Raw genomic sequence first — 21,553 nt, forward strand, 5'->3', positions numbered from 1 at the left:
CGACATCGCGCACCCGGGTCTCACACGGCATCGGACGGCACGAGCGGTGGCGGGGCCGGGACGCTGGTGACGGTGCCGGTCGTGCCGAGGCCGCCGAGGGCGTCGAAGACCGCGACCACGACGGCGGCACTCACGAGGGCGCCGTGCAGCGGGTGGTGCCAGAACTGCAGTCGCGCGATGAGCCGGTCCCCGCTCACGCTGACCACGAGCGCCCGCACGCCTTCGTGCCGATGCACGCCCTCCGCCGTCCTCGCCGCATCGACGAGCGGCCCGAGCACGCCGTCGATCCCGGTCGTCCCGTCTCGTCGCACCCTGACCTCCACCTCGCTGCGTCGGGCTCCGCGGGTGGAGTCGTTGACGACGGGATCGGAGAGCAGACGTGCGTTGGGGATGTGGAGGGTGCGGCCGTCGACGGTGTGCAGGATCACCGCGCGGGCGTTGAGTTCCGTCACCGTCCCGGCGATCACGGAGTCCAGCGCCTCCACGACGATCTCGTCCCCGATGCGGACCGTCTGCCGCGCCTGCAGCAGCACACCGGCCGCGAAGTTGTCGGCCACGCCGCGGAGGACCAGGATCGCGACGATGCCGAGGATGACGACGATCGCGAGCAAGGGCTGCACGTTCGCGCCCAGCAGGGCGAGCGCGATGCCGAAGCCCAGCAGGAGGATCGCGTAGCCGACGAATTGCGCGGTCGCGGTCCCCACAGCGGTGGAGATGCCGGGAGCACGCCGGAGCAGGGCTGTCGTGCCCCGGCGTGCGAACCGCGAGATGATCCAGGTCGCGAGAGCGACGAGCAGGGCCAGCAGCAGCTGCCACCAGTCGATGTCGGTGGGCAGGAGATCCTGCAGGTCCATGCCGTGGGCTCCTCACGCCGGCGGGGGCCGGTGCGCGGCCTACTGCAGCGCCTTCGCCTTGATGAGGGAGTACTCGTCCGGGGTGATGGTCCCGGCGTCCAGAAGCGCCTTGGCCTTCGCGATCTCCTCGCTCGGACTGCTGCCGGCCACCTGCTGGATGTACGCGTTCGCGGCCTCCTGTGCTCGACGGGCTTCCGCGCTGCTGCGCTCGGCCATGCCGTTGCCCCGGGCGATGAGGTACACGAGCGCCGTGAGGAACGGCACGAAGATCAGGAAGAAGATCCACACGGCCTTCCACCAGCCGCTCAGCTTGTGGTCGCGGAACAGGTCCCCGATGATCGCGAACAGGGCGAAGAGATACGCGGTGAAGGCGAAGATCCACAGGAACCACCAGATGATGTCCCAGAACGATGCCCAAAATCCCATGACTGCTCCTTTCTCGGTGCCGCCGTCTCCGGGGCACGCTCGGAACATACCGGCGGGCGCAGCGCCCGCGCACCGGTTCCGTCCGGAGTTCACCCGGGTGACTCGCCGCGGTGAGACGCCTCCGGCCGGTCGCGCCCGGAGCGTCGGCAGTACGCTTCCCTCGACGGCGGAGGGAGTCCCATGAGCACAGTGCACAGACCACCGTGGCTGCTGAGCACTCTGGACGGCTACCAGCGCCGCTGGATCGTACGCGATGTGCTTGCCGGCCTCTCCGCGGGTGCGGTCGTGGTTCCGCAGGCCATGGCGTACGCGACGATTGCGAATCTCCCGGTTCAGGTCGGCCTCTACACGTGCATCGTCCCCATGCTCGTCTACGCCCTCCTCGGTGGCAGCCGGGCGATGAGCGTCTCGACGACATCGACCATCGCGACCCTCACCGCGACGACGCTGGTCTCGGCAGGCGTCGCCGCGGGCGCAGACGACGCGATCGGCGCGCTCATGATGCTGACCCTCCTGGTGGGAGCGGTTCTGCTGTTGGCACGGGCGTGCCGGCTGGGATCCCTCGTCGAGAACATCAGCGGCGCGACCGTGCTCGGGCTGAAGATCGGGGTGGGGGCGACGGTCGCCGTCGGGCAGCTCCCGAAGCTCCTGGGGGAGTCCTTCGACTTCTCCGGCCACGGCTTCATCCGCTCCCTGGTCGCCGTGGGCGAGGCGCTCGACAGCGTCAACATCCCGACGCTTCTCCTCTCGGCGGGGTCCATCGCCACACTCCTGCTCCTCAAACGCTTCGCTCCGCGGGTCCCGGGCACTCTCGTCGTCGTGGCCGCCGGCATGCTGCTCGTGGGGGTCGGAGGGATCGATGATCTCGGTGTCGACCTCATCGCCCCGGTGGCCGGCGGTCTTCCCGTTCCGGGGATCCCGGACCTGTCCGAGGCCGCGGCGCTCGTGCCGGGAGCGCTGGCGATCGCCGTCATGGCCTTCCTCGAGTCCGCCGCGGTCGCACGCAGCCTGCGCCAGGCGACGGAGCCGCAGATCGACAGCGACCAGGAGCTCTTCGCGACCGGCGCGGCGAACACGGTCGGTGCCTTCTTCGCGGCCATGCCCGCGGCGGGAGGGTTCTCGCAGAGCGCCGTCAACCAGGGTGCCGGAGCGCGTTCCCAGCTGGCGACACTGACCACTGTCGGGCTCGCCGTCCTCGTCGCGTTGTTCCTCGCTCCGGTGCTCAGCCTGCTGCCCGAGGCGACGCTCGCGGCGATGGTCTTCACGGCGGTGGCCGGACTCGTCAACATCCCCGAGCTCGTGCGCTGGGCGCGCATCAGTCGGATGGACTTCTGGGTCGCGACCTCCGTGGCGGCCATCGGTCTCACCGCGGGGCTCCTCCCCGCGGTGGCTGTCGGCGTCGTCGTGACGCTGGTGCTCGTGCTGCGAGAGCTTAACATCCCCCGTGTCCGCGTGGTGGGGAGGCGGGGGAGCGCTCTCGGGCTGGAGCCCGAGCGGGGACTCTACACGGCGAATGCGCTCGCCAATCAGCGGCTCATCGTGCAGACCGTCGCCGCGCAGGCCGAGCCGGTGCGGACGCTCGTGCTCGGACTGCCGCAGCAGGTGGTGATGTCCATCACGGTGCTCGACGCCCTCGAAGCCCTCGATCGGGAGCTGGCGCAGCTCGGCGTGGAGCTCCACCTCGCGGCGGTGCCGGAGGCGGCGGCGGCCGTCGCGGCTCGGACGTCGTGGTACTCCGCCCTGACGGCGGCCGGACGCGTGCACCCCGCGGTCGATGCCGGGCTCCGGGCCGCGGCGGACCGCGAGGAGCGGCCGCGTTCACCCGGGTGAACGCGGCCGATGAGCGGTGACGTGCGGCCACCGCCTGCCTAGGCTGACGGCACGGAAGACCGACGGGGCGATCGAGACAGCGGAAACGAGGCCCGACCGCAGCCGGAACCGGAGAGCGAGGCGGGCATGGCGGCACGCGCCGGAGTGACGTGGCGATGGTCGCGGTTCGGTCTCGGCGTGCTCTACGCGGTGCCCGCGATCGCGGTCGCACCGTTCGATCCTGCTGTCGCGCTGGCTCTGAGCATCGGGGTCCTGCCGGCGGCCGTCGTCGGGCTTCCTGCACGGCGACGAGCGCGCTCGGCGATCCCCGTGCTCGGGACGCTGGTCGCGCTGGGGCTCCTGCTCGGTGCCACGCTCGCGCTCGTACCGGTCCTCGCCGTGCTCGCCGTGGCTGTGCTGGCGGTCCTCGCCAGCATGCTCGCCGCGCGGGAGCGCGCCGGTCAGCTCGCGCTGACCCTGGTCCTGCCCATGGTCGGGATCGGTCTGAGCTTCCCGCTGTCGACGACGACAGTCCTCCTGGCCGGCGCGATCGTCGCCGGCTCGGTGTACGCGTGGCTCATCGCCCTCCTCTGGCCGGAACACGAGGCGGGCGTGCGGGCCGCGGCATCGATGCCGAAGGGGCGAGCCTTGCTGATGTACGGGGCGCTGCTGGGTCTCGCCGCCGCGACGGCGGCCGCCATCGGTTTCGCGACCGGGGTCGAGCACGTCGGCTGGGCGACCGGCGCCGTGCTGCTGGTGATGCGTCCGGTGCGCGGCCAGCTCGTCCTGCGCAGCGTCGGTCGGGCGGCGTCGGTGCTCGTCGGAGCGCTGGTCGCGGCGGGGTTCGCCCTGCTGTCTCCGAGCGGGGCGGCGATCGGGCTCGCAATCGGTGTCGTGGTGGGCTGTCTCGGTGCAGTCCAGGAGAGCCGGTGGTACGTCGCGCCGGCGTTCACGACCTTCCTCGTGCTCACGTTGCTGCTGTCGACGTCGTCCGAGCCGCCGACCGCGCGCTTCCTGGAGAGGACGCTCGAGACGCTTCTGGGCGTGGCCCTGGCGCTGTTCTTCGGCGCGCTGATCCCGGCGCTGCTGGCGATCCGGCGGCCGACGCGCGCGAACGTCTCGGAATGAGCGCGACGGGCGCTCCCCTTGCGGGACCGCTCCCACCTTGCAATAGACTGCCCGCGAGGGGGAGCAAGATCGAAATCGGGGGGTTTCGAGTGCTGAACAGTGCGTGGACGGCGGGAACGGGCGAGAGCGCGGCACCTGCTGCAGTGAAGGGTGAGGTTCGTCGGGAGCGCCTGCTCTCACGACTGACAGCCGCGATGGACGGGCCGTGGACGCTCACTCTCGTGAGCGCCCCGGCAGGGTCGGGGAAGACCAGGCTGCTGTCGCAATGGGCTGAGGATCTCCGCGCTCACGCAGACATCGAGCTCGTATGGGTGGCGCTGGAGCGCGGGGAGGCGGATCTGCCGCTCGTCCGCGCGGCCCTGGGCAGGGTCGATGATCGCGGCTTGCAGGAGGCGCTGGCACAGGTGCCGTCCGTGCGGTCGGCGGCCGCCGCGCGGGCGCTCGCCAGAGCCCTCGCCGAAGCGAGGAGGCGCATCGTCATCGTCGTCGACGACGTGCACCGCGTGCAGGACGAGGAGACGGCGCAACTGATCTCGACGTTCGTGCAGAACGCGCCGGGCAACGTGCACGTGGTGCTCTCCGGCCGAGGGACCAGGGCCATTCCGCTGGCGCGACGACGCATCGCAGGGGTGGCCCTCGAGATCGACGCCCGAGCGCTCGCGTTCGACCCGGCCGAGGTCAGGGCGTTCTTCCGCATCCGCGGCATCCGGCTCTCGCAGGGAGAGGTCAGCTCCGTGCTCTCCCGCACCGAGGGGTGGGCGACGGGGCTGCAGCTCATGATGCTCGATGCCGCCGGGGCGCAGACGGTCCTCGCCCATCCGCTGCGGGGGGATGCGCCTGAGGTCGCGGACTACTTCGTGGAGGAGGTGCTCGGAGACCTCGACGGCGAGCTGCGGTCATTCCTGGAGGCGACCGCGGTCGCGGAGGTCTTCACCGCCGAGCTCGCCGCGGAGCTCTCGGGGGCCGGCGCGGTCACGGCCATGATCGACCGGCTGCTCCGTCTCACCGTGCTCGCCGGCCCTGACACCGCGGAACCGCCCCGCTACCACTATCCGCCGCTGCTGCGGGAGTTCCTCCTCGGCCGGCTTCGGCAGGGCGGAGCGGACCGCGAGGAGCAGCTCCATCGCCGGGCGGCGGACTGGTTCGCGACGCACGATGAGCCGCTGCTCGCGTTGCGGCATGCCGTGCGCGGCGGGGAGACGGCGTGCACGGCGGGAGTCCTGCGGCGCTGCGGCATGCAGCTCGTGCTGGACGGCCGCGCGGACGAGGTGCGGGAGGTGATGGCCGAGCTTCCGACCATCCTGCGGGTGGTCCCGACGGTGCGGATGCTCATCGCAGCGGCGGAGCTGTCGTGCGGAGACCCCTCGGCTGCGGTGATCGTCCCGTCCGTCGGTCGGGGGGAGCCCGACGCCGACCGCCGCTGGCGGCAGGGGATCGAGCTGCACACCGCGCTCCGGCGGGGCGGGATCGCCGAGGCACTGGACGGCGTCGGTGCCGACCTCCGCGATCTCAGCGGCGAAGAGCAGGTCGATGCCTACGTGCTCCTGGAGGCTGCGACGGCGGAACTCTACAGCGGACGGCTCGACCGGGCAGAGGCGACGGCGCGCCTCGCCGGGGATCTCGCCAGGGCGATCGGAGCGCGTGCGGCGGAGCTCCAGGCGGAGGCGGTTCTCGCGACCAGCGTGCTGTTCCGGGGGAGGCTCCGGGACGCAACCGAGGCGGGAGCCGCTCTGGAGCGCCGCTGGCACGAGCTCGACCAACCGGACAACCCCTTCTTCGAAGTGACGCGCGTCTGGCGTTTCTGGGCCCCCTACGAGGGCATGCAGAGCCTGGAGGAGGTGCAGACGTTGCAGACGGCCGCACGGGTGATCGACGACGGCGGGGAGACCGCGATCGCCAGGGGCCTGCAGGGGATGCGCGCACTGTTGGCGGCCGAGCAGGTCGCCGATCCCCGTGACGCGGCCGTGGGGCTTCTCGACACCTTGACGCCGCGGAGTGACCTCCCGCTTCCCCCGCACTGGTACGCCATGATGGGGCCCTTCGCGGTGCACGCCTTCGACCGCTTGGGGGAGCCGACGCTCCGCGACCGGTTCATCGCCGACATGGAGGATGCGCTGGGGGACACGGGAGACGTGCTCGTGCTCCGCGCCATCGCCGCCGTGCGCGACCGCCGTGACGGTATCGCCCGTGGCGCGCTGGCGCCGGTGCTGGAGGGCGCCATCCCCTGTATGCTCCCGGCGTCGATGATCGACGCGTGGCTGGTCGAGGCCGAGCTCGACGTGCACGACGGGGAGCCGGATCGGGCGCAGCTCGCGCTCGCTACCGCGCTCGCCCTCGCGGAGCCGGAGGACCACGTGCGCCGCGTCGCCGAGGCGGGTCCGATCGTGTCGCGGCTGCTCGCGGCCCGGGCGACGGCCGGAGCCCGCACGCACTTCGCGGATCGGGTGCGGGAGCGGCTCGCCGCCGCCGGTGTGCTCGTGGAGGAGGAGCTGACGCAGCGTGAGCGCATCGTGCTGAGCGCCTTGAGCCGCAATGCCACGCTCCGCCAGATCGCCCAGCAGGAGTACATCTCCCCGAACACGGTGAAGACGCATGTGCGCAACATCTACCGCAAGCTCGGGGTCTCGGATCGCGATGGCGTGACAGCGGCCGCCCAGGCCCTCGGTTTGCTCTGAGGGCCTGGGCGGCCGCCGGTCGTCAGTCGCGGGCCATGGCCGCCGCCAGGTGCGCCTCCAGGTCGAGATAGGCGTCGTCGGCGATGTCGAACACGACCTGTGCGATGTGGCCGCCGCGGAAGTCGAACCCGTAGCCGTACAGGGACGACACCGGGTCGGCGCTGTCCCGCCCGATCGTCAGGCCCTCGCCGCAGAGCGAGAAGTGACCGAGGACCGTGCGGATCTGCTTCTCGTCGACCTTCTCTTCGTCGATGTAGAGTCGCGCGGGTCCGACGCCCTCCCGGTACTCGCCCATGCCCTCCTTGACGAACTCGACCCCGATGATGTGCTTCCCGGAGGTCGGGGCGGGTCCCGAGATGCGGTCCTCCGGCGGGATCCCGAGGAAGTTGTAGACGTAGTGCACCTGGCCGTCCTTGACCACCAGGGCGTGTCCGCCGAACCGGGAGCCGTGCGCGAAGATGACGCCCTCGGTCTCCGGAGTGAACTCGACCTCCGCGGCGATCTTGAAGGAGACGCCGTGGGTGTTCGCCGCCGACCGCTCCGGCACCTCGCTGGTGCCCGGGTAGTAGACGAACCGGCCGGACGGCGGCGCGGGCTGATGGAACTCCATCGCGACGAACGTCTCGAAGTCCTTCGGATTGCCGATGACCTGGAGATCGTTCAGCGGGAGCACCGCGTTCGCCTTCGCCTCCTCCATCCAGAGGGCCTTGAGCTCCTCCAGCTTGTCCGGATGCTCGGCGGCGAGGTTGACGGCCTCGGCGCGATCCACGTCCGTGTGGTACAGCTCCCACTCGTCCTCGTCGAAGTGCCCCTTGCCGCTGACCGGACCGTGCACCGTGACCGCCTTCCAGCCGTCGTGCCAGATGCCGCGCTGTCCGAACATCTCGTAGTACTGCGTCTCCTTCGCCGTCGGCGCCTCCGGCGCCGCATCGAACGAGTAGGCCATCGAGACGCCGGAGAGCGGCGTCTGCTCGATGCCGTTGTAGACCTCCGGGAACTCGACGCCGCAGGCCTCGAGGATCGTCGGCACGATGTCGGTGGAGTGGTGGTACTGATGACGCACCTCGCCGCGGGCATTGATGCCGGCGGGCCAGTGGATCACCAGCGGGTCGCACACGCCGCCCTGGTACGTGTAGCGCTTGAACATCTTGTAGGGCGTCGAGAAGGCCGCCGCCCATCCGGTCGGATAGTGGTTGTAGGTGTCGGGGGAGCCGAGCTTGTCGACGAGGCGGAGGTTCTCGGCCTCGTCGTCCGGGTACCCGCCGAAGATCTTGCCCTCGTTGACGGAGCCGTTCGGGCTGCCCTCGCCGGACGCACCGTTGTCGGCGCAGTAGATGATGAGGGTGTTGTCGAGCTGCCCCGACTCCTCCAGGTAGTCCACGATGCGGCCGACCTGGGCGTCCGTGTACTCGCTGAAGCCGGCGTAGACCTCCGCCATGCGCGAGAACATCGCCTTCTCCTCGTCGTTCAGCGAGTCCCAGGGACGCACCTCATCGGTCTGGGAGAAGGTCCCCTCCGGCATCGGGTTGAGCGCGGTGAGCTCGGTGCCCTCCGGGACGATGCCCTTCTCGATCATCCGGGCGAGGACCCACTCGCGGTAGGCCTCGTAGCCGTCGTCGAACACGCCCTTGTACTTGTCGATGTACTCCTGCGGCGCGTGGTGCGGCGCGTGGTTCGCGCCGGGGCAGAACCACAGGTACCAGGGCTTGTCCGGCTCGGTCTGCTTCACGTCGCGGATCATCGACAGCGCCTGGTCGGCGAGGTCCTTCGACAGGTGGTAGCCGTCCTCGGGGAGGTAGGGCTGGTCGATGTAGTGGTTGTCCTCGGCGAGGGAGGGATACCAGTTGTTGGTCTCCCCGCCGATGAAGCCGTAGAAGCGGTCGTACCCCTGCGCCAGCGGCCAGTGCTTCTTGGACGCGCCGGCCGTCCACTCGTCGATCGGGACGTTGTGGTTCTTGCCCACCCAGAACGTCGACCAGCCGGCGTCACGGAGGACGTGTGCCATCGTGGTGTTCGAGTCGGGGATGTGGGAGTTGTAGCCGGGGAAGCCGGTCGACGACTCCGAGATCGTCGCGAAGCCGTTGAGGTGGTGGTTGCGTCCGGTGAGGAACGTCGAGCGGGTGGGGGAGCACAGCGCCGTCGTGTGCCACTGCGAGTACGTCAGGCCGTTCTGCGCCAGGCGGTCCATGGTCGGCATGTTGATGCGTCCGCCGTACGGGGACCAGGCCGCCATGCCGGTGTCGTCATAGAGGACGACCAGCACGTTGGGTGCTCCCTCGCGGGGCTTCGCCGGGAGGAACGCCTCCCAGTCGGCCTCCGAATCGCGGACGTCGAGTTCGATTCTGCCCTGGAAGTCACGGGCCATGTCCATCTCCTTCATCTCTGCCGAACCGCCTTCCCCGCACAGTACTGCCGGGTCAGGGCCGGGGTCACGGGTCCCGCGATGCGTTCATCCGGGTGATCTCCGTGGCGCGGCAGCGGCGCACTCAGAAGCTGCCGATGCCCTTGCCGATCATGGCTACGCCGATCACGAGCAGCAGCACGGCCATGATGACCGCGTTCTCGGCGGCGAGCCATCCGCGCAGGGCGTCGAGCGGGGCGCGCAGCCGTGCGGCGGCGACGAGGTAGCCGACGACGGGCACGAGCACGGTCGACGCCCCGATCAGGGTGAAGACGGCGATCACGAGGATCGTGGATCCGCCGTCGAGCGCTGCGCCGCCGATGTCGACCCCGGCTCCGGCGGCCAGGAGGAGGTTCTTCGGATTCACCGCCGACAGCAGGAACCCCAGTCCGAGCGCCGTGCCGAACGACATCGTGTCGATCGCCTTCATCCACGACGGCAGGGCCGCCGGTTGCCCCGCTTTCGGGCGCTTGCGCCACTGACCCACCGCCAGCACCAGCAGCAGGAGTCCGAGGACGAGCTGGATGACGCCGCGGATCGGGCGGGAGGCGTCCGGATCCTCCTCGGGGAGCACCGCCGACAGGAGGGTGAAGAGGCCGACCGCCACGACGATGCCCGCGATCCAGCCGAGCAGGAATCCGACGCTCGTGACCCGTGCCTTCGGGGACAGGAGCATGAGGATCGCGGCGATGATCGGCACGGGGCTGATCGCGACGCCCACGGCGAGGGGGAGAATCTCCCCGATGACGGCACCCATTCAGCTGCCCTTCCTGTTCGGAGCCGGCGAAGCGGCATCGGTCGGCGCGAGCTCGGTGATGGCGGCGCGATTGGTCGCGTAGACCGGTTCCCGGTCGAGGATCCCCAGCGACCGGAGGCGGCGGAGCGTGTTCGGCCGGACGCGGCTGAAGGCGAGGGAGATCGACTGCGTGTCCAGCCACTCCCGCAGCGCCTGGAAGGCCTCAGCGCCCGTGACGTCGACGTCGGTGACGGCTTCCATGTCGATGACGACGTGCTGGACGGCGGCCGGGCCGGCGGCGCGGACGGCCTCCTTGACGGCAGCGGAGAACACGGCGCCGTTCGCGAAGAACAGCGGGGCCGCGAGCCGGACGACGATGACCCCCGGTGCCGTGGTCGTGCCCGCAGGAGCGTCCTCCAGGAGGGACTCGCCGGGGTCGCCCGAGGTCTCCAGCACGTCGATGGCGGGGTGGGAGGCACGTTGGGCGAGGTTGATGAGGGCCAGCACGAAGGCTACGACGATCCCCGCGATCGAGCCGACGAACAAGGTCACGAGGAAGCAGACCGCGCCGATGACGAACTCGAACCGGTCCAAGCGCCACAACCGCACGAAGTCGCGGATGCCGAGGAGCGGGATGATCGCGACGCCGACGATGGCCCCGATCGCCGGCGAGGGGATGTCGGCGAGCAGCGCGGTGCCGAAGAGCAGCAGCAGGAGCGTCCCGACGGCGAGCACGAGGGCGGGGAGCTGTGTGCGCGAGCCCGCCTGATCCATCGCCGCGGTGCGCGAGGTCGAGGACCCGACGGCGAAGCTGCCCTGCGCGCCTGCGGCGACGTTCGCGACGCCGAACGCCAGCAGATCCCGGTTGGCGTGGAACGGGTAGCGATGCTTCTCGGCGTAGGAGCGCGACACGAGCAGACCCTCCGCGGTGGTGACGAGGGTCAGGGCGATCGCGGAGGGGACGAGAGCGAGCCACAGCGACCAGTCGATGATCGGCCAGGTGAGCGCGGGAGGGCCGGCGGGGACCTCGCCGAGCACATCCACGCCCCGTCCGTCGAGGCCGGTGAGGACGACCGTGATGGTCGTGGCGACGAGCACGATCAGCGCCCAGGGAACGGCACGGAGGTAGCGCTGCCCGAGGAGCAGCACCGCGACGGAGCAGGCGGCGAGGAGCACGGACCAGCCGTTGAGCGAGGGGAGGCCGGTCACCAGCGCGACGACCTTGTCCACGAACTCGGCTCCGGAGTCGATCTTCACCCCGAGCATCTTCGCGATCTGGCTCACCATGATGTCCAGCGCCAGTCCGCCGACGAATCCGACGAGGATCGGCTTGGAGAGGAAATTCGCCAGGAAGCCGAGCTTGAAGACGGCGAGCAGCACGAACATCCCCCCGCAGAGGATCGCCTGGGCGAGGGCGAGCGTGGCGTAGTCGGCGCTGCCGGCGACGGCCAGACCGCCGATGGAGGAGGCCACGAGCGCCGCGGCGGCGGCATCGGGGGAGGCGACCAGCTGGCGCGACGACACCACGAGCGCGTAGACGACGGTCGGGACGATCAGTGCGTACAGCCCGGCGGTCGCGGGGAGCCCGGCGATCTGCGCGTATCCGATGTTGAGCGGGATGGCGATCGCCAGGAGGGTGACCCCCGCGGTGAGCTCGGTCGCGAGGGTGCGTCGGGTCAGACCTGCGAGCGGACGCGGCATGCGCTCTCCCTTCGTCACCGGTGGTGTCCGGCTTCACGATGGCATCGTCGGACGGCGACGACCAGAGCGGCGGGCAACCTCGCCCTGGTGATTTCGCGGTGCGGTGCCGGCGAAGCGGCGTCAGCGTCGGCGGAACCGGCGCCGGGTCGGCGCCGCGGACGACTCCGGCGTCGGCTCCGGGACGGCCGTGCGGTCGCCGCTGACCCACCGCGCCCAGGTCGCCCCCGGGTCGCCCTCCAGCACGACGGCGCGCACGAGCAGGGTCAGCGGGATCGACAGGATGGCGCCGAGCGGCCCGATCACGAAGGTCCAGAAGATGACGGAGAAGAAGCTCAGCGTGAGGCTCAGGTCGACGGCGTCGCTGACGAACTTGGGTTGGACGAGCACCTGGAGCACGACGTTGACCACGCAGTACACGGCGATGACGCCGAGCAGCAGAGGCCAGCCGCCCACGACGAAGGCGAGGATCGCGGGCGGGATGAGACCGAGCACGAACCCGATGTTCGGGATGAAGTTCGTCACGAAGGCGAGAATCGCCCAGACGACCGGGGCGGGGACGCCCATCCACCACAGCGCGAGGCCGTCGACGACCGCCACGACGGCACCGAACGCGGCGTTCACGACATAGTAGCGACGGACCCCCGTCTGCAGCCGGGCGATGCGCTGCAGGGCGGGGCCGTGCGTGGCGCCGAAGAGGGCAGGAGCCGTGCGATACCGGGCAGCGTCCGCGGCGAGGAAGATGATGTACGCGCAGACGAAGAACAGGGCGGTGGCGACGCCGAGCACCGCGCTGCCCAGACTCCCCGCCACACCGAGCAGGGTCTCGGGGTCGAGGATCGAGGCGGCCGCATCCGCCGCCTCCTGATCCAATCCGAGGGACTGCAGCCAGGCGACGACCTGATCGGCGGCGCGCACGAGGCCGTCCTGGGACGCGAGGTCGCCGACGAGTCGGGCGAACTGGGTGCCGGCGAGCCACAGCAGCGCCGCCATCGCCAGCAGGATCACGTAGGCGAGGACGATCACGGCGGTCGTCCCGATCCAGGCGGGGCGACCGGGGCGCTGGAAGGGACGGCGGATCGGTTCGCAGATCACCACGATGACGATCGCGAGGGCCAGGGGGCCGAAGACCTCGCGCGCCAGCGAGACGCCCGCGAGGACGATCGCGCTCGCCGCCAGGATCAGCAGGGTCCGCAGGGCCGGAGACGGTGTGGGACCGGCGGGTACGGGAGCAGACGGGAGCGAGGTCACGCCGCCAGCGTAACCGCCGAACGCACGCGCGTTCCGCGGCACGCCCGGTCCGGCTGTCGATGAGTGGACGGCTCACCCGACCCGGGTGAGCGCGTGACCGCCCGCTCCCTCGGGGCCGGACAATGAGCGGATGGACGCGCAGAGCGAGGCCCACAGGCCCCATCGGTTCCTCGAGATCGCCACGGTGTCACTGTTGGCGGTGACGGCCGTGCTCACCGCCTGGTGCGGGTTCGAGGCGTCGAAATGGGGTGGCGAGATGTCCATCGCGTTCAGCCAGGCGTCCTCCGCGCGGGTGCAGGCGGCATCGGCGCAGGCGACCGCACAGGCCGCACGTCAGTACGACCTCACCCTCTTCACCGAGTGGGTGCTCGCCGAGGCGGACGGGCGAGACGACCTCGTCGAGTTCGTGGAACAGCGGTTCACCGACGAGTTCGCCGTCGCCTTCGACGCCTGGGTGGCGGACGGCAGGAGCGAACGGGGGCCGTTCGTGATGGACGAGTACGTCCCGCCCGGAGCACGGGAGGCGGAGGAGCTCTCCGCCGGGGCCGACGCGCGCTTCGCCGACGCCCTGCGCAACAACCAGCGGGGCGACGACTACTCCCTCCTGACGGTCCTCTTCGCGCTCGTGCTGTTCTTCGCCGCGCTCTCGCAGAATCAACACGCCCTGTGGCGGCGCACGGTGTTCTTCTCACTCAGCGGCGTCATCGCGGTGACCGGCGTCGTCCTGCTCGCCACCTTCCCGATCAAGATCTGACCCCGAGAGAGCACTTTCATCCGGGTGATTGCGCGCCGGTGCTCTGGAAGGGCGCGCGGACGCGTGGTTTCGTGTTGCCATGTCGCCTCCCGTACGTTCCACGAGGCCGGGACCGGCGATGCGTTTCCGGCCGCCTGCCACGCCCATCGGCGTCGTGCCGCGGGAACGTGTGACCGCGGCGATCGCGGCTGCCATCGATGCCGACGGGGTGACGGTCCTCAGCGCGCCCAGCGGCTATGGGAAGACCACCGCCGTCGCTGCCTGGGCGTCATCGCGCGACGACGTCGCCTGGCTCGCGCTGAGCGCGTCCGACGACGACCCCGCACTGCTGACCGCCGGCGTCCTGAACGCGCTGGCGCTCGCGGCGGAGCGTGCGGGGCGCGTGTTCGCCGCGCCGCGGGACATCGAGGATCCGATGCGCGCCTACCGGCAGATATGCGCGGCGTTCCAGGACGCCGAGCACCCGGTGTACCTCGTCGTCGACGATGCCCACCGTGCCGGGGAGGCCTGGGGCGATGGTCTCCTCGGGATGCTGGCCGACCAGCCTCCGGACGGGCTGCGGCTCCTCCTGGTGGGGACGACCCTGATCGAGGTCACCCTGTCCCGCCATCGCCTGATGCATCCGGGAGCCTTCGTCGGTGTGGACACCCTCCGGTTCTCGGAGGACGAGATCCGGAGTCTGACGCGATCGGCGCCCGGCGCGCTCGATGCGGCCGCGGTGCGCGACGAGACCGGAGGGTGGCCCATCGCGGTGCGGCTGGTCCTCGTCGGCGGCTCCCTGCCGTCGAGCCCGGCGTCGACGGCCTCGTCCTTCCTCGGCGCGTACATCCGTGAGCATGTCCTGGACGCGCTGCCGCCCGCGCTCGCGGACTTCGTCCTCGAGGGAACGGCCTGCGCGGAGCTCACTCCCGACACCGCCGCACAGGTGACGGCGAGGGACGACGCCGCCGACCTCCTGGAGACCTGCGTCCGGCTCGGACTGTTCCTCGACCGGTTCGACGGCCCGGAGGGCCCGACCTACCGCTGGCACCCCGCGTTCGCGCGTCGGTGCGCCGACCTCGCGCGGACGGATGCGGCGCGTTTCGCCACGGTGCACCGCCGGGCCGCTCGTGCTCTGGAGCACACGGATCCGATCGCCGCCGTGACGCATGCGCGGCGCGCCGGGGATCCGGCGGGCGCCAGGGCCATCCTCCTCCGGCACTGGCTGGGCCTCGTGGTCGGCTCCTCGGCCGTCGACGTGGAGCGGACGGCGACGACGCTCCTCCGCGACAACCCGGACGATCCGCACCTGCTGCTCGTACGGGCCGGAGCCAGCGACGTCCTCGGGGACCATCGCGTCGCCCGGGAGCTGTGTCGACGGGCCGAGGCCCTCCTCGATCGCACGCCGGGGCAGGCCGACCCCGCCGTCCTGCTCATCGTCCGCCTGCTGCTCGCCGAGTCGTCCGTCGAGGTGGCGGTGTCCGGTGCGGAGATCCGCGCGCTGCTGGATGCCGAGGACGACAGGATGTACGGCGGCCGGGTGGCGCTCAACCATCTGCTGGGGTGGACCGCGCTGCGCAATCGAGAATCGCCGGACCTCGCGATCGAGTACTTCTCGGCGGCGGCGCGCGAGGCGAGGCAGGCCGGTGATCGGGAGCTCACGTCCCGCGCCGTCGGACATCTCGCCTACGGCCTCGCCACGTCCGGCCGACTCACGGAGGCCGCGGCCGTGCTCGCCGAGGCCGAGAGCACCCGTGAGGCTCTTCCTCCGCGGAACACCTTCGCGCGAGGAAGCGCCGTGGCCGCCGCGGGGTGGGTCGCGTACTGGTCGGGCGAGGCGGAGGAGGCGGTCCGGATCTTCGACGCGGCACGCGAGGAAGCCGCGTCCGGCCGCGATCTGGCCGGGCATGCACGCATGATGGGCGCCTATGCGGCCGCGCTCACGGGAGACCCCGGGATCTGCCGCCGAGCGGCCATCAGCGTGCAGGAGCTCCCCATCGACGTCGTGCAGGGGGTCGCGTGGCCGGCGTTCCGGGAGTCGTCGGTGGCCCTGCTCGAAGAGGCGGTGGGGCGGAGGGAGCGGGCGCTGCGGATCGCGATGAAGTATGCGGGCGGCACCGACCTGCCGCTCGTGGGCGTCGCCCTGTCCGGGATCCTGCGTCGCGCCGAGGAGCACGCTGCGGCGCTGGAGATGCTGCGATCGCTGCGGGGTGCGTCCGAGCTGTCGTACGTCAAAGCCGCCACGCTGATCACCGCGGCCGCGCTCCGGAGGGCGACGGGGCACCAGGAGGACGCGCATGACCTGTGCGAGGCCGCCCTCGCGGTCGCGTCAGCGGAGAACCTCGTCGTGCTCTTCGGTCCGCGTGAGGTCGCGGTGCGCCGGCTGCTGCAGGCGCACGTGCACCACGGCACGCAGTTCGAGGGGTTCATCGAGAGGTGCCTCGCGGTCGACGCGGTCGGCTCTGTGACCGATCGGCTGTCGGAGCGGGAACGCGACGTCTTCCACCAGATGCAGACCGCACGCACACTGCCGGAGATCGCCCAGGAACTGCGCGTCTCGGTGAACACCGTGAAGACGCATCAACGCGCGATCTACCGCAAGCTCGGGGTCTCGTCCCGGCGGGAGGCCGTCCACGCGACCGTGTGAGCAGGCGCGGGCGTCAGGGGCTCCCACCGAGGGTGGCGACGAGGGCGGCGTTCGCGACCGCGGAGGGGATCGCCTGCGTCGCCAGGATCCGGTCCCCGGCGTCCTCGACCTCGCGGATGAAGCGGACGTCCCAGCGCTGTTCGACGAGGATGACGGCGGCGACGGCGCCGGGAGGCACCCACGGGAGGAAATGCCGGACATCGTCGAGGGAGATCAGGCCCGGTGCGTACAGGGGCAGGCCGGCGAGCGAGAAGTCGTCGCCGTCGACCTCCGTGATGCGGTGCCCCTCGACGGCATCGCGGCGCACGACGAGGAAGTCGAGCACGCGCAGCGTGCCGTCCTCGACCTGACGCAGCAGCGGTTCCAGGACGGGCGGTCCCGGGTGTGCGCTGCGCAGCTCGACCACGATGAACGCCACGTCTCCCAGCACCCGGCTCCTCATGGCCACCCTCGATTCGTCGCGTCCTCCGATCGTGACAGCCGCACGGAGATGGAGGCCCGAATCCTCACCCGAAGCGGGTGAGGACCGGCGCGCGGGCGACGATGGCGGTGCCATTCTGGACCGCGGATGAAGGGTGGCGACATGAAGGAGTTCCGATTCGGGCCCGTCGAGTTCTATCTCGTGGGCTTCGACGGTGATCGGCCGGATCCGTCCACGTTCGGCGCACTGACCGACCTGGTGTCGAAGGGCGTGGTGCGCGTGCTGGACCTCGTGCTGGTGACACGGACGGCGGACGGGGATCTCGACATCCTCGAGGTGGAGGAGGACGACGGGGCTGCCGTCCTCGACGGCCTCGAGCCGATCGTCGCCGGGCTCGCGAGCGAGGACGACGTGCGCGCCCTGGCGGAGGTCGTGCCGCCGGGACGGTCGGCGGCGGTCGTGGTCCTGGAGCTCCTGTTCGCGCGGACCCTCGCCCAGGATGTGGCCGCCGCGGGAGGCCAGGTGCTGCGCAGCGAGCGCGTTCCGGCACCCGTCGTGAACGCGGTGATGGACATCCTCGAACAGGAAGGTGAATGACATGCCCTTGCGGAGATTCGGCCGGCCGGGGCTCATCGGTCTCGCCGCGCGGACCGCGGTGGTCGCCGGGACGGCGACCGCGGTGCAGGGAGCCGCCATGCGGCACCAGGAGCGCCGCGCACAGAGCGAGTACGAGCAGCAGCAGTACGAGGCCGCCCAGCAACAGGCCCAGATGGACGATGCGGCCCGCACCGCGGCGGCGCAGTATGCGCCGCCGACGAGCCCGCCGGCCGCGCCGCCCGCAGCGGCGGACGACCTGATCGCCAAGCTGCAGGAGCTCGGATCGCTGAAGGCCTCCGGGGTGCTGACGGACGAGGAGTTCGCCGCCGCGAAGCAGAAGCTGCTGAGCTGAGCGTCGCGACGATCGAGACGAGGCCGCGATGAGCGAGATCGATGACCTGCGGGCACGGCTGCGTGCGCTGGAGCAGGAGAACGAGGCGCTCCGACGCCCCCGACGCCGGATCTCGGCCCGCAGCATCATCGCCGGGATCGCGCTCGTGGTCGCCGTGCTCCTCGCGCCGATCGCGGCGATGGGGACGTGGGCGCGGCTGCAGCTCGTCGACGCGGACCGGTTCGTCGCGACCTTCGCCCCGCTGGCCGAGGATCCGGACGTACAGGACTTCGTCGCCGATCAGGTGACGGCCGCCATCGACGAGCAGGTCGACCTGGATGCGGTGGTCGGCGAGCTCTTCGACGGCCTGCGTGCCCTCGACCTCCCGCCGCGCGCCACCGCCGCCCTCGGGCTGTTGGAAGCGCCGGCCGCCTCCGGCCTGTCGTCCCTGATCGACGGCGTCGTGCACGAGGTCGTGTCCTCGCGGCAGTTCGCCGACATCTGGGCGGAGACGCTGCGCTTCACCCATGAGCGCGCCGTCGCCATCCTGCAGGACGAGCCAGGCACCGCGCTGGACCTCAGCGACGACGGGGTGCTCTCGGTGGACGTGGGGGCGGTCGTCGAACGCGTCAAGGAGGCTCTGGCCGAACGCGGGGCCGGGGTCGCCGACCTCATCCCGGTGGTCGATCGCACCATCCCGGTGGTGCAGACCGACGCGCTGGTGCTGGTCCGCACGGTCTATCAGATCGCGGTGACGGCGGGCTTCTGGCTGCCGTGGGTCGTGCTCGGCCTCGTCGTCCTCGGGGTGCTGCTCGCGGTGAACCGGCCGCGGGCGCTGTTCTGGACGAGCGCCGGGTTCGCCGTCGTCTTCCTCCTCCTCGCCGCCGGGATGGGGATCGGACGCGGGTTCTTCGTCAGCGCCGTCAGTCCGTCGATCATGACGGCCGCGGCGGCCGAGTCCCTCTTCGATCAGCTCACCGCGCTCCTCGGCTCCACCATCGTCGCGCTCGCTCTGGTCGGGGTCCTCATCGCACTCTGGGCGTGGCTCGCCGGATCGAGCCGCAGCGCCCGGACGGTGCGCGGCGTCACGGAGAGCGGGTTCGGGGCGCTTCGCGAGGCAGCCGAGGCACGGGGGATCTCCTCCGGGCGGTTCGGGCGGGCGGTCGACCGCTATCGCGGTGCGATCCTCATCGCCGGGATGGCGATCGGGGTGCTCATCCTCCTGGCGACGCGTCCCGTGACCTTCGGTGCCGTCCTCGGTGTGGCGATCGGCGTGCTCGTGCTCACGATCCTCGTGGAGCTGCTGCGACGGCCAGGCCCCGCCACGGCGCCGGAGGAGCAGGACGCCGCCGTCGTCGAGGACGCGCACGACGCGGAGATCACCCTGCGCGGGTGAGGGCCGCTGTCGGCATGCGCGTGGGGTCGGAAGACTCGGGCCGAAGAGAGCGCGGACGCGCCCTGAACGAAGGAGAGACGATGTCGGAATTCAACGCAGACTTCTCGGGCGAGATCACGCTGGACGTCCGCGACTCCCGTCCCGACTGGTCGCCGTACGAGCTGCGGAAGGCACCGGACGGCGCGCCGAACGTCCTCGTGGTGCTGTACGACGACACCGGGCTCGCCTCCTGGTCGCCGTACGGCGGCCGCATCGCGATGCCGACGATGGACCGTCTGGCCGCCGGGGGTCTCACCTACACGCAGTGGCACACCACGGCGCTGTGCTCCCCGACGCGGTCCACCATGCTCACGGGGCGCAACCACCACGTCAACCGCGCGGGCGTCATCATGGAGGGCACGAACGGCTTCCCCGGCTTCGCGGGGCGGCTCCCCGCGGAGTGCGCCACGATCGGGCAGGTGCTGCAGGAGAACGGGTACAGCACGTTCTGGCTCGGCAAAGACCACAACGTCCCGGAGGAGGACATCGCGCCGGGGGGCAGCCGCTCGATGTGGCCGCTGCAGCTCGGGTTCGACCGCTTCTACGGTTTCCTCGGGGGCGAGACCAACAACTGGTACCCCGACCTCGTGGAGGACAACCACTTCATCGAGCAGCCGTACAGCCCGGAGGAGGGATACCACCTGTCGAAGGACCTCGCCGACCAGGCACTTGCGATGATCCGGAACCAGCAGGCCTCGAACCCCTCGAAGCCGTGGTACATGTGGTTCTGCCCGGGCGCGAACCACGCCCCGCACCACGCGCCGCAGGAGTACATCGACAAGTACAAGGGGGCGTTCGACGACGGCTACGACGCGTATCGCGAGTGGGTGCTCGCCCGCATGATCGAGAAGGGCGTGCTGCCGGAGGGCACGCAGATGACGCCGTTCAACCCGTTGCCGGACGAGGCGGCGAACCCGGCCGACTACGTGCGCCCGTGGGCGGAGCTGAACGACGACGAACGGAGGCTGTTCGCGCGGATGGCCGAGGTCTTCGCCGGCTTCTCCGAGTACACGGATGCCCAGGTCGGTCGGATCGTGGACTATCTGGAGGAGACAGGCCAGCTGGACAACACGATCATCTTCTACTGCGCCGACAACGGCGCTTCGGGGGAGGGATCGCCGGACGGCTCCGTGAACGAGAACAAGTTCTTCAACGGGTACCCCGACGATCTTGCCGAGAACCTCGCGATGATCGACACGCTCGGCTCGGCCGACACCTACAACCACTATCCGACCGGGTGGGCGGCCGCGTTCTCCACGCCGTTCCAGATGTTCAAGCGCTACTCCCAGTACTCCGGGGGCACCTGCGACCCGATGGTCGTCCACTGGCCGAAGGGGATCGCGGCGAAGGGTGAGCTGCGCCACCAGTACCACCACTCGGTGGACGTCGTGGCGACGGTGCTCGACGTGATCGGCATCGCGATGCCGGAGACGTACCGCGGGGTGCCGCAGCGACCGCTCGACGGCGTCTCGATGAAGTCGTCCTTCGACGCGGCGCCGGACGGACCGACGCAGAAGAGCGTGCAGTACTACTCGATGCTCGGCACCAGGGGCATCTGGAAGGATGGCTGGAAGGCCGCGGCCGTGCACGCGCCGCTGAGCGGCAAGGGCCACTTCGACGACGACGTGTGGGAGCTGTACCACGTGGACGAGGACCGCTCCGAGTCGAACGACCTCGCCGGGACGCACCCGGAGAAGCTGCAGGAGCTCATCGCTGCGTGGTTCGCAGAGGCGGAGGCGAACTTCGCCCTTCCGCTCGACGACCGCTCGGCCCGTGACCTGCTGAACGTGGAGCGTCCGCAGGCGGAGCCGCCGCGGGGACGGTATGTGTACTTCCCCGGCACCGCGGCGGTGCCGGAGAGCGTCGCGGTGAACGTCCGAGGGCGCTCCTACAAGATCATCGCCGATGCCGTCCTCGACGAGGGCGCCGAGGGTGTGATCTTCGCGCACGGTTCCCGCTTCGGCGGGCATTCGCTGTTCCTCAAGGACAACAGACTGGTCTACGTGTACAACTTCCTCGGCATCCCGCCGGAGCAGTCGTTCACCTCGGAGGAGCTCACCCCCGGCCCGCACACTCTTGGTGTGGAGTTCGTGCGCGAGGGAGCGGGGGAGCACGGCGAGTCCGTCGGCACGACCACGCTGTACGTCGATGATCGTGCGGTGGCGTCCGGTCCGATGCGGGCGCAGGTCGGGAAGTTCACGCTCTGCGGCGACGGACTCTGCGTCGGGTGGGACAGCGCCGACCCGGTCAGCGCGCAGTACCGCAATCCGTTCCCGTTCACCGGCGGCAAGCTCCTGGGCGTGGCGGTGGACGTGAGCACGGAGCAGTATCTCGATATGGAGCTTGAGGCGGCCGCGATGCTGTCGCGCGAGTGACCGAACGCAGGGGGTGGCGGCCTAGCATGAGGGCAT

The 21,553-nt window shown here is 70.7% G+C and carries 16 protein-coding genes; 9 read left to right on the forward strand and 7 right to left on the reverse strand.

Translation table 11 applies throughout. The features are described 5' to 3' along the window. Window positions 1-20 precede the first annotated feature (20 nt). Both KZC57_RS15920 and KZC57_RS15925 read right to left on the reverse strand, forming a co-directional pair. A complete protein-coding gene (locus KZC57_RS15920; RefSeq protein WP_060923043.1) occupies window positions 21-854 on the reverse strand; it encodes a mechanosensitive ion channel family protein in 834 nt (277 codons plus the stop codon). Window positions 855-893: 39 nt separating this feature from the next. Further along, a complete protein-coding gene (locus tag KZC57_RS15925; RefSeq protein ID WP_025103101.1) occupies window positions 894-1,280 on the reverse strand; it encodes an SHOCT domain-containing protein in 387 nt (128 codons plus the stop codon). A 180-nt stretch (window positions 1,281-1,460) separates the two neighbouring features. Between KZC57_RS15925 and KZC57_RS15930 the strand changes: the two genes are divergently transcribed. The 3 genes from KZC57_RS15930 to KZC57_RS15940 all read left to right on the forward strand — a co-directional run bounded on the left by KZC57_RS15930 (window position 1,461) and on the right by KZC57_RS15940 (window position 6,892). After that, window positions 1,461-3,110, forward strand: a complete 1,650-nt coding sequence (locus KZC57_RS15930) for a SulP family inorganic anion transporter (protein ID WP_060923044.1) — start codon at window positions 1,461-1,463, stop codon at window positions 3,108-3,110. A gap of 126 nt (window positions 3,111-3,236) precedes the next feature. Beyond that, a complete protein-coding gene (locus tag KZC57_RS15935; RefSeq protein ID WP_247642170.1) occupies window positions 3,237-4,217 on the forward strand; it encodes an FUSC family protein in 981 nt (326 codons plus the stop codon). Further along, window positions 4,214-6,892 (forward strand): LuxR C-terminal-related transcriptional regulator, encoded by a 2,679-nt coding sequence (locus KZC57_RS15940; RefSeq protein WP_281732482.1) that lies wholly within the window; start codon window positions 4,214-4,216, stop codon window positions 6,890-6,892. Before KZC57_RS15935 ends, KZC57_RS15940 begins: the two co-directional genes overlap by 4 nt. A 22-nt stretch (window positions 6,893-6,914) precedes the next feature. On the opposite strand, the gene KZC57_RS15945 is transcribed toward KZC57_RS15940, so the two are convergent. From KZC57_RS15945 to KZC57_RS15960, 4 genes are all read right to left on the reverse strand, one after another. Beyond that, complete coding sequence (locus KZC57_RS15945; RefSeq protein ID WP_247642172.1) at window positions 6,915-9,257, reverse strand: arylsulfatase; 2,343 nt, start codon at window positions 9,255-9,257, stop codon at window positions 6,915-6,917. A 121-nt stretch (window positions 9,258-9,378) separates the two neighbouring features. Beyond that, a complete protein-coding gene (locus tag KZC57_RS15950) occupies window positions 9,379-10,050 on the reverse strand; it encodes a GAP family protein (RefSeq protein WP_105949591.1) in 672 nt (223 codons plus the stop codon). Next, entirely contained in the window at window positions 10,051-11,730 is a 1,680-nt protein-coding gene (locus KZC57_RS15955) for a SulP family inorganic anion transporter (RefSeq protein ID WP_105949592.1), read from the reverse strand. Window positions 11,731-11,850: 120 nt separating this feature from the next. Next, window positions 11,851-12,978, reverse strand: a complete 1,128-nt coding sequence (locus KZC57_RS15960) for an AI-2E family transporter (protein WP_105950777.1) — start codon at window positions 12,976-12,978, stop codon at window positions 11,851-11,853. A 130-nt stretch (window positions 12,979-13,108) separates the two neighbouring features. Between KZC57_RS15960 and KZC57_RS15965 the strand changes: the two genes are divergently transcribed. Both KZC57_RS15965 and KZC57_RS15970 read left to right on the forward strand, forming a co-directional pair. After that, on the forward strand, window positions 13,109-13,732 hold the full coding sequence (locus KZC57_RS15965; RefSeq protein WP_105949593.1) for a hypothetical protein: 624 nt from the start codon (window positions 13,109-13,111) through the stop codon (window positions 13,730-13,732). 118 nt (window positions 13,733-13,850) lie between these two features. After that, window positions 13,851-16,358, forward strand: a complete 2,508-nt coding sequence (locus tag KZC57_RS15970) for a LuxR C-terminal-related transcriptional regulator (RefSeq protein ID WP_247642173.1) — start codon at window positions 13,851-13,853, stop codon at window positions 16,356-16,358. A gap of 13 nt (window positions 16,359-16,371) precedes the next feature. Here KZC57_RS15970 and KZC57_RS15975 read toward each other — a convergent pair whose 3' ends face one another. Further along, window positions 16,372-16,800, reverse strand: a complete 429-nt coding sequence (locus KZC57_RS15975; protein WP_144880914.1) for a DUF6325 family protein — start codon at window positions 16,798-16,800, stop codon at window positions 16,372-16,374. 141 nt (window positions 16,801-16,941) lie between these two features. On the opposite strand from KZC57_RS15975, the gene KZC57_RS15980 reads away from it, so the two are divergent. From KZC57_RS15980 to KZC57_RS15995, 4 genes are all read left to right on the forward strand, one after another. After that, window positions 16,942-17,376 carry a DUF6325 family protein gene (locus tag KZC57_RS15980; protein ID WP_105950779.1) on the forward strand — a complete coding sequence of 145 codons (435 nt, stop codon included), beginning with the start codon at window positions 16,942-16,944 and terminating at the stop codon, window positions 17,374-17,376. 1 nt (window position 17,377) lies between these two features. Further along, a complete protein-coding gene (locus KZC57_RS15985) occupies window positions 17,378-17,728 on the forward strand; it encodes an SHOCT domain-containing protein (protein WP_060921624.1) in 351 nt (116 codons plus the stop codon). 28 nt (window positions 17,729-17,756) lie between these two features. After that, a complete protein-coding gene (locus KZC57_RS15990; protein ID WP_060921623.1) occupies window positions 17,757-19,103 on the forward strand; it encodes a hypothetical protein in 1,347 nt (448 codons plus the stop codon). 80 nt (window positions 19,104-19,183) lie between these two features. Further along, window positions 19,184-21,517, forward strand: a complete 2,334-nt coding sequence (locus tag KZC57_RS15995; RefSeq protein ID WP_105949595.1) for an arylsulfatase — start codon at window positions 19,184-19,186, stop codon at window positions 21,515-21,517. Window positions 21,518-21,553: the final 36 nt, after the last annotated feature.

Origin of the sequence: Microbacterium sp. KSW4-4 (assembly GCF_023091185.1) — a bacterium.
Lineage (GTDB): Bacteria > Actinomycetota > Actinomycetes > Actinomycetales > Microbacteriaceae > Microbacterium > Microbacterium paraoxydans.

Excerpts from the sequence above, each read along its gene's own strand:
- KZC57_RS15990 (WP_060921623.1), top strand. The coding sequence starts at position 17,757 with ATGAGCGAGATCGATGACCTGCGGGCACGGCTGCGTGCGCTGGAGCAG.
- KZC57_RS15930 (WP_060923044.1), top strand. The coding sequence starts at position 1,461 with ATGAGCACAGTGCACAGACCACCGTGGCTGCTGAGCACTCTGGACGGC.
- KZC57_RS15965 (WP_105949593.1), top strand. The coding sequence starts at position 13,109 with ATGGACGCGCAGAGCGAGGCCCACAGGCCCCATCGGTTCCTCGAGATC.
- KZC57_RS15950 (WP_105949591.1), bottom strand. The coding sequence starts at position 10,050 with ATGGGTGCCGTCATCGGGGAGATTCTCCCCCTCGCCGTGGGCGTCGCG.
- KZC57_RS15975 (WP_144880914.1), bottom strand. The coding sequence starts at position 16,800 with ATGAGGAGCCGGGTGCTGGGAGACGTGGCGTTCATCGTGGTCGAGCTG.
- KZC57_RS15935 (WP_247642170.1), top strand. The coding sequence starts at position 3,237 with ATGGCGGCACGCGCCGGAGTGACGTGGCGATGGTCGCGGTTCGGTCTC.
- KZC57_RS15945 (WP_247642172.1), bottom strand. The coding sequence starts at position 9,257 with ATGGCCCGTGACTTCCAGGGCAGAATCGAACTCGACGTCCGCGATTCG.
- KZC57_RS15985 (WP_060921624.1), top strand. The coding sequence starts at position 17,378 with ATGCCCTTGCGGAGATTCGGCCGGCCGGGGCTCATCGGTCTCGCCGCG.
- KZC57_RS15955 (WP_105949592.1), bottom strand. The coding sequence starts at position 11,730 with ATGCCGCGTCCGCTCGCAGGTCTGACCCGACGCACCCTCGCGACCGAG.
- KZC57_RS15925 (WP_025103101.1), bottom strand. The coding sequence starts at position 1,280 with ATGGGATTTTGGGCATCGTTCTGGGACATCATCTGGTGGTTCCTGTGG.
- KZC57_RS15940 (WP_281732482.1), top strand. The coding sequence starts at position 4,214 with ATGAGCGCGACGGGCGCTCCCCTTGCGGGACCGCTCCCACCTTGCAAT.
- KZC57_RS15970 (WP_247642173.1), top strand. The coding sequence starts at position 13,851 with ATGCGTTTCCGGCCGCCTGCCACGCCCATCGGCGTCGTGCCGCGGGAA.
- KZC57_RS15995 (WP_105949595.1), top strand. The coding sequence starts at position 19,184 with ATGTCGGAATTCAACGCAGACTTCTCGGGCGAGATCACGCTGGACGTC.
- KZC57_RS15920 (WP_060923043.1), bottom strand. The coding sequence starts at position 854 with ATGGACCTGCAGGATCTCCTGCCCACCGACATCGACTGGTGGCAGCTG.
- KZC57_RS15980 (WP_105950779.1), top strand. The coding sequence starts at position 16,942 with ATGAAGGAGTTCCGATTCGGGCCCGTCGAGTTCTATCTCGTGGGCTTC.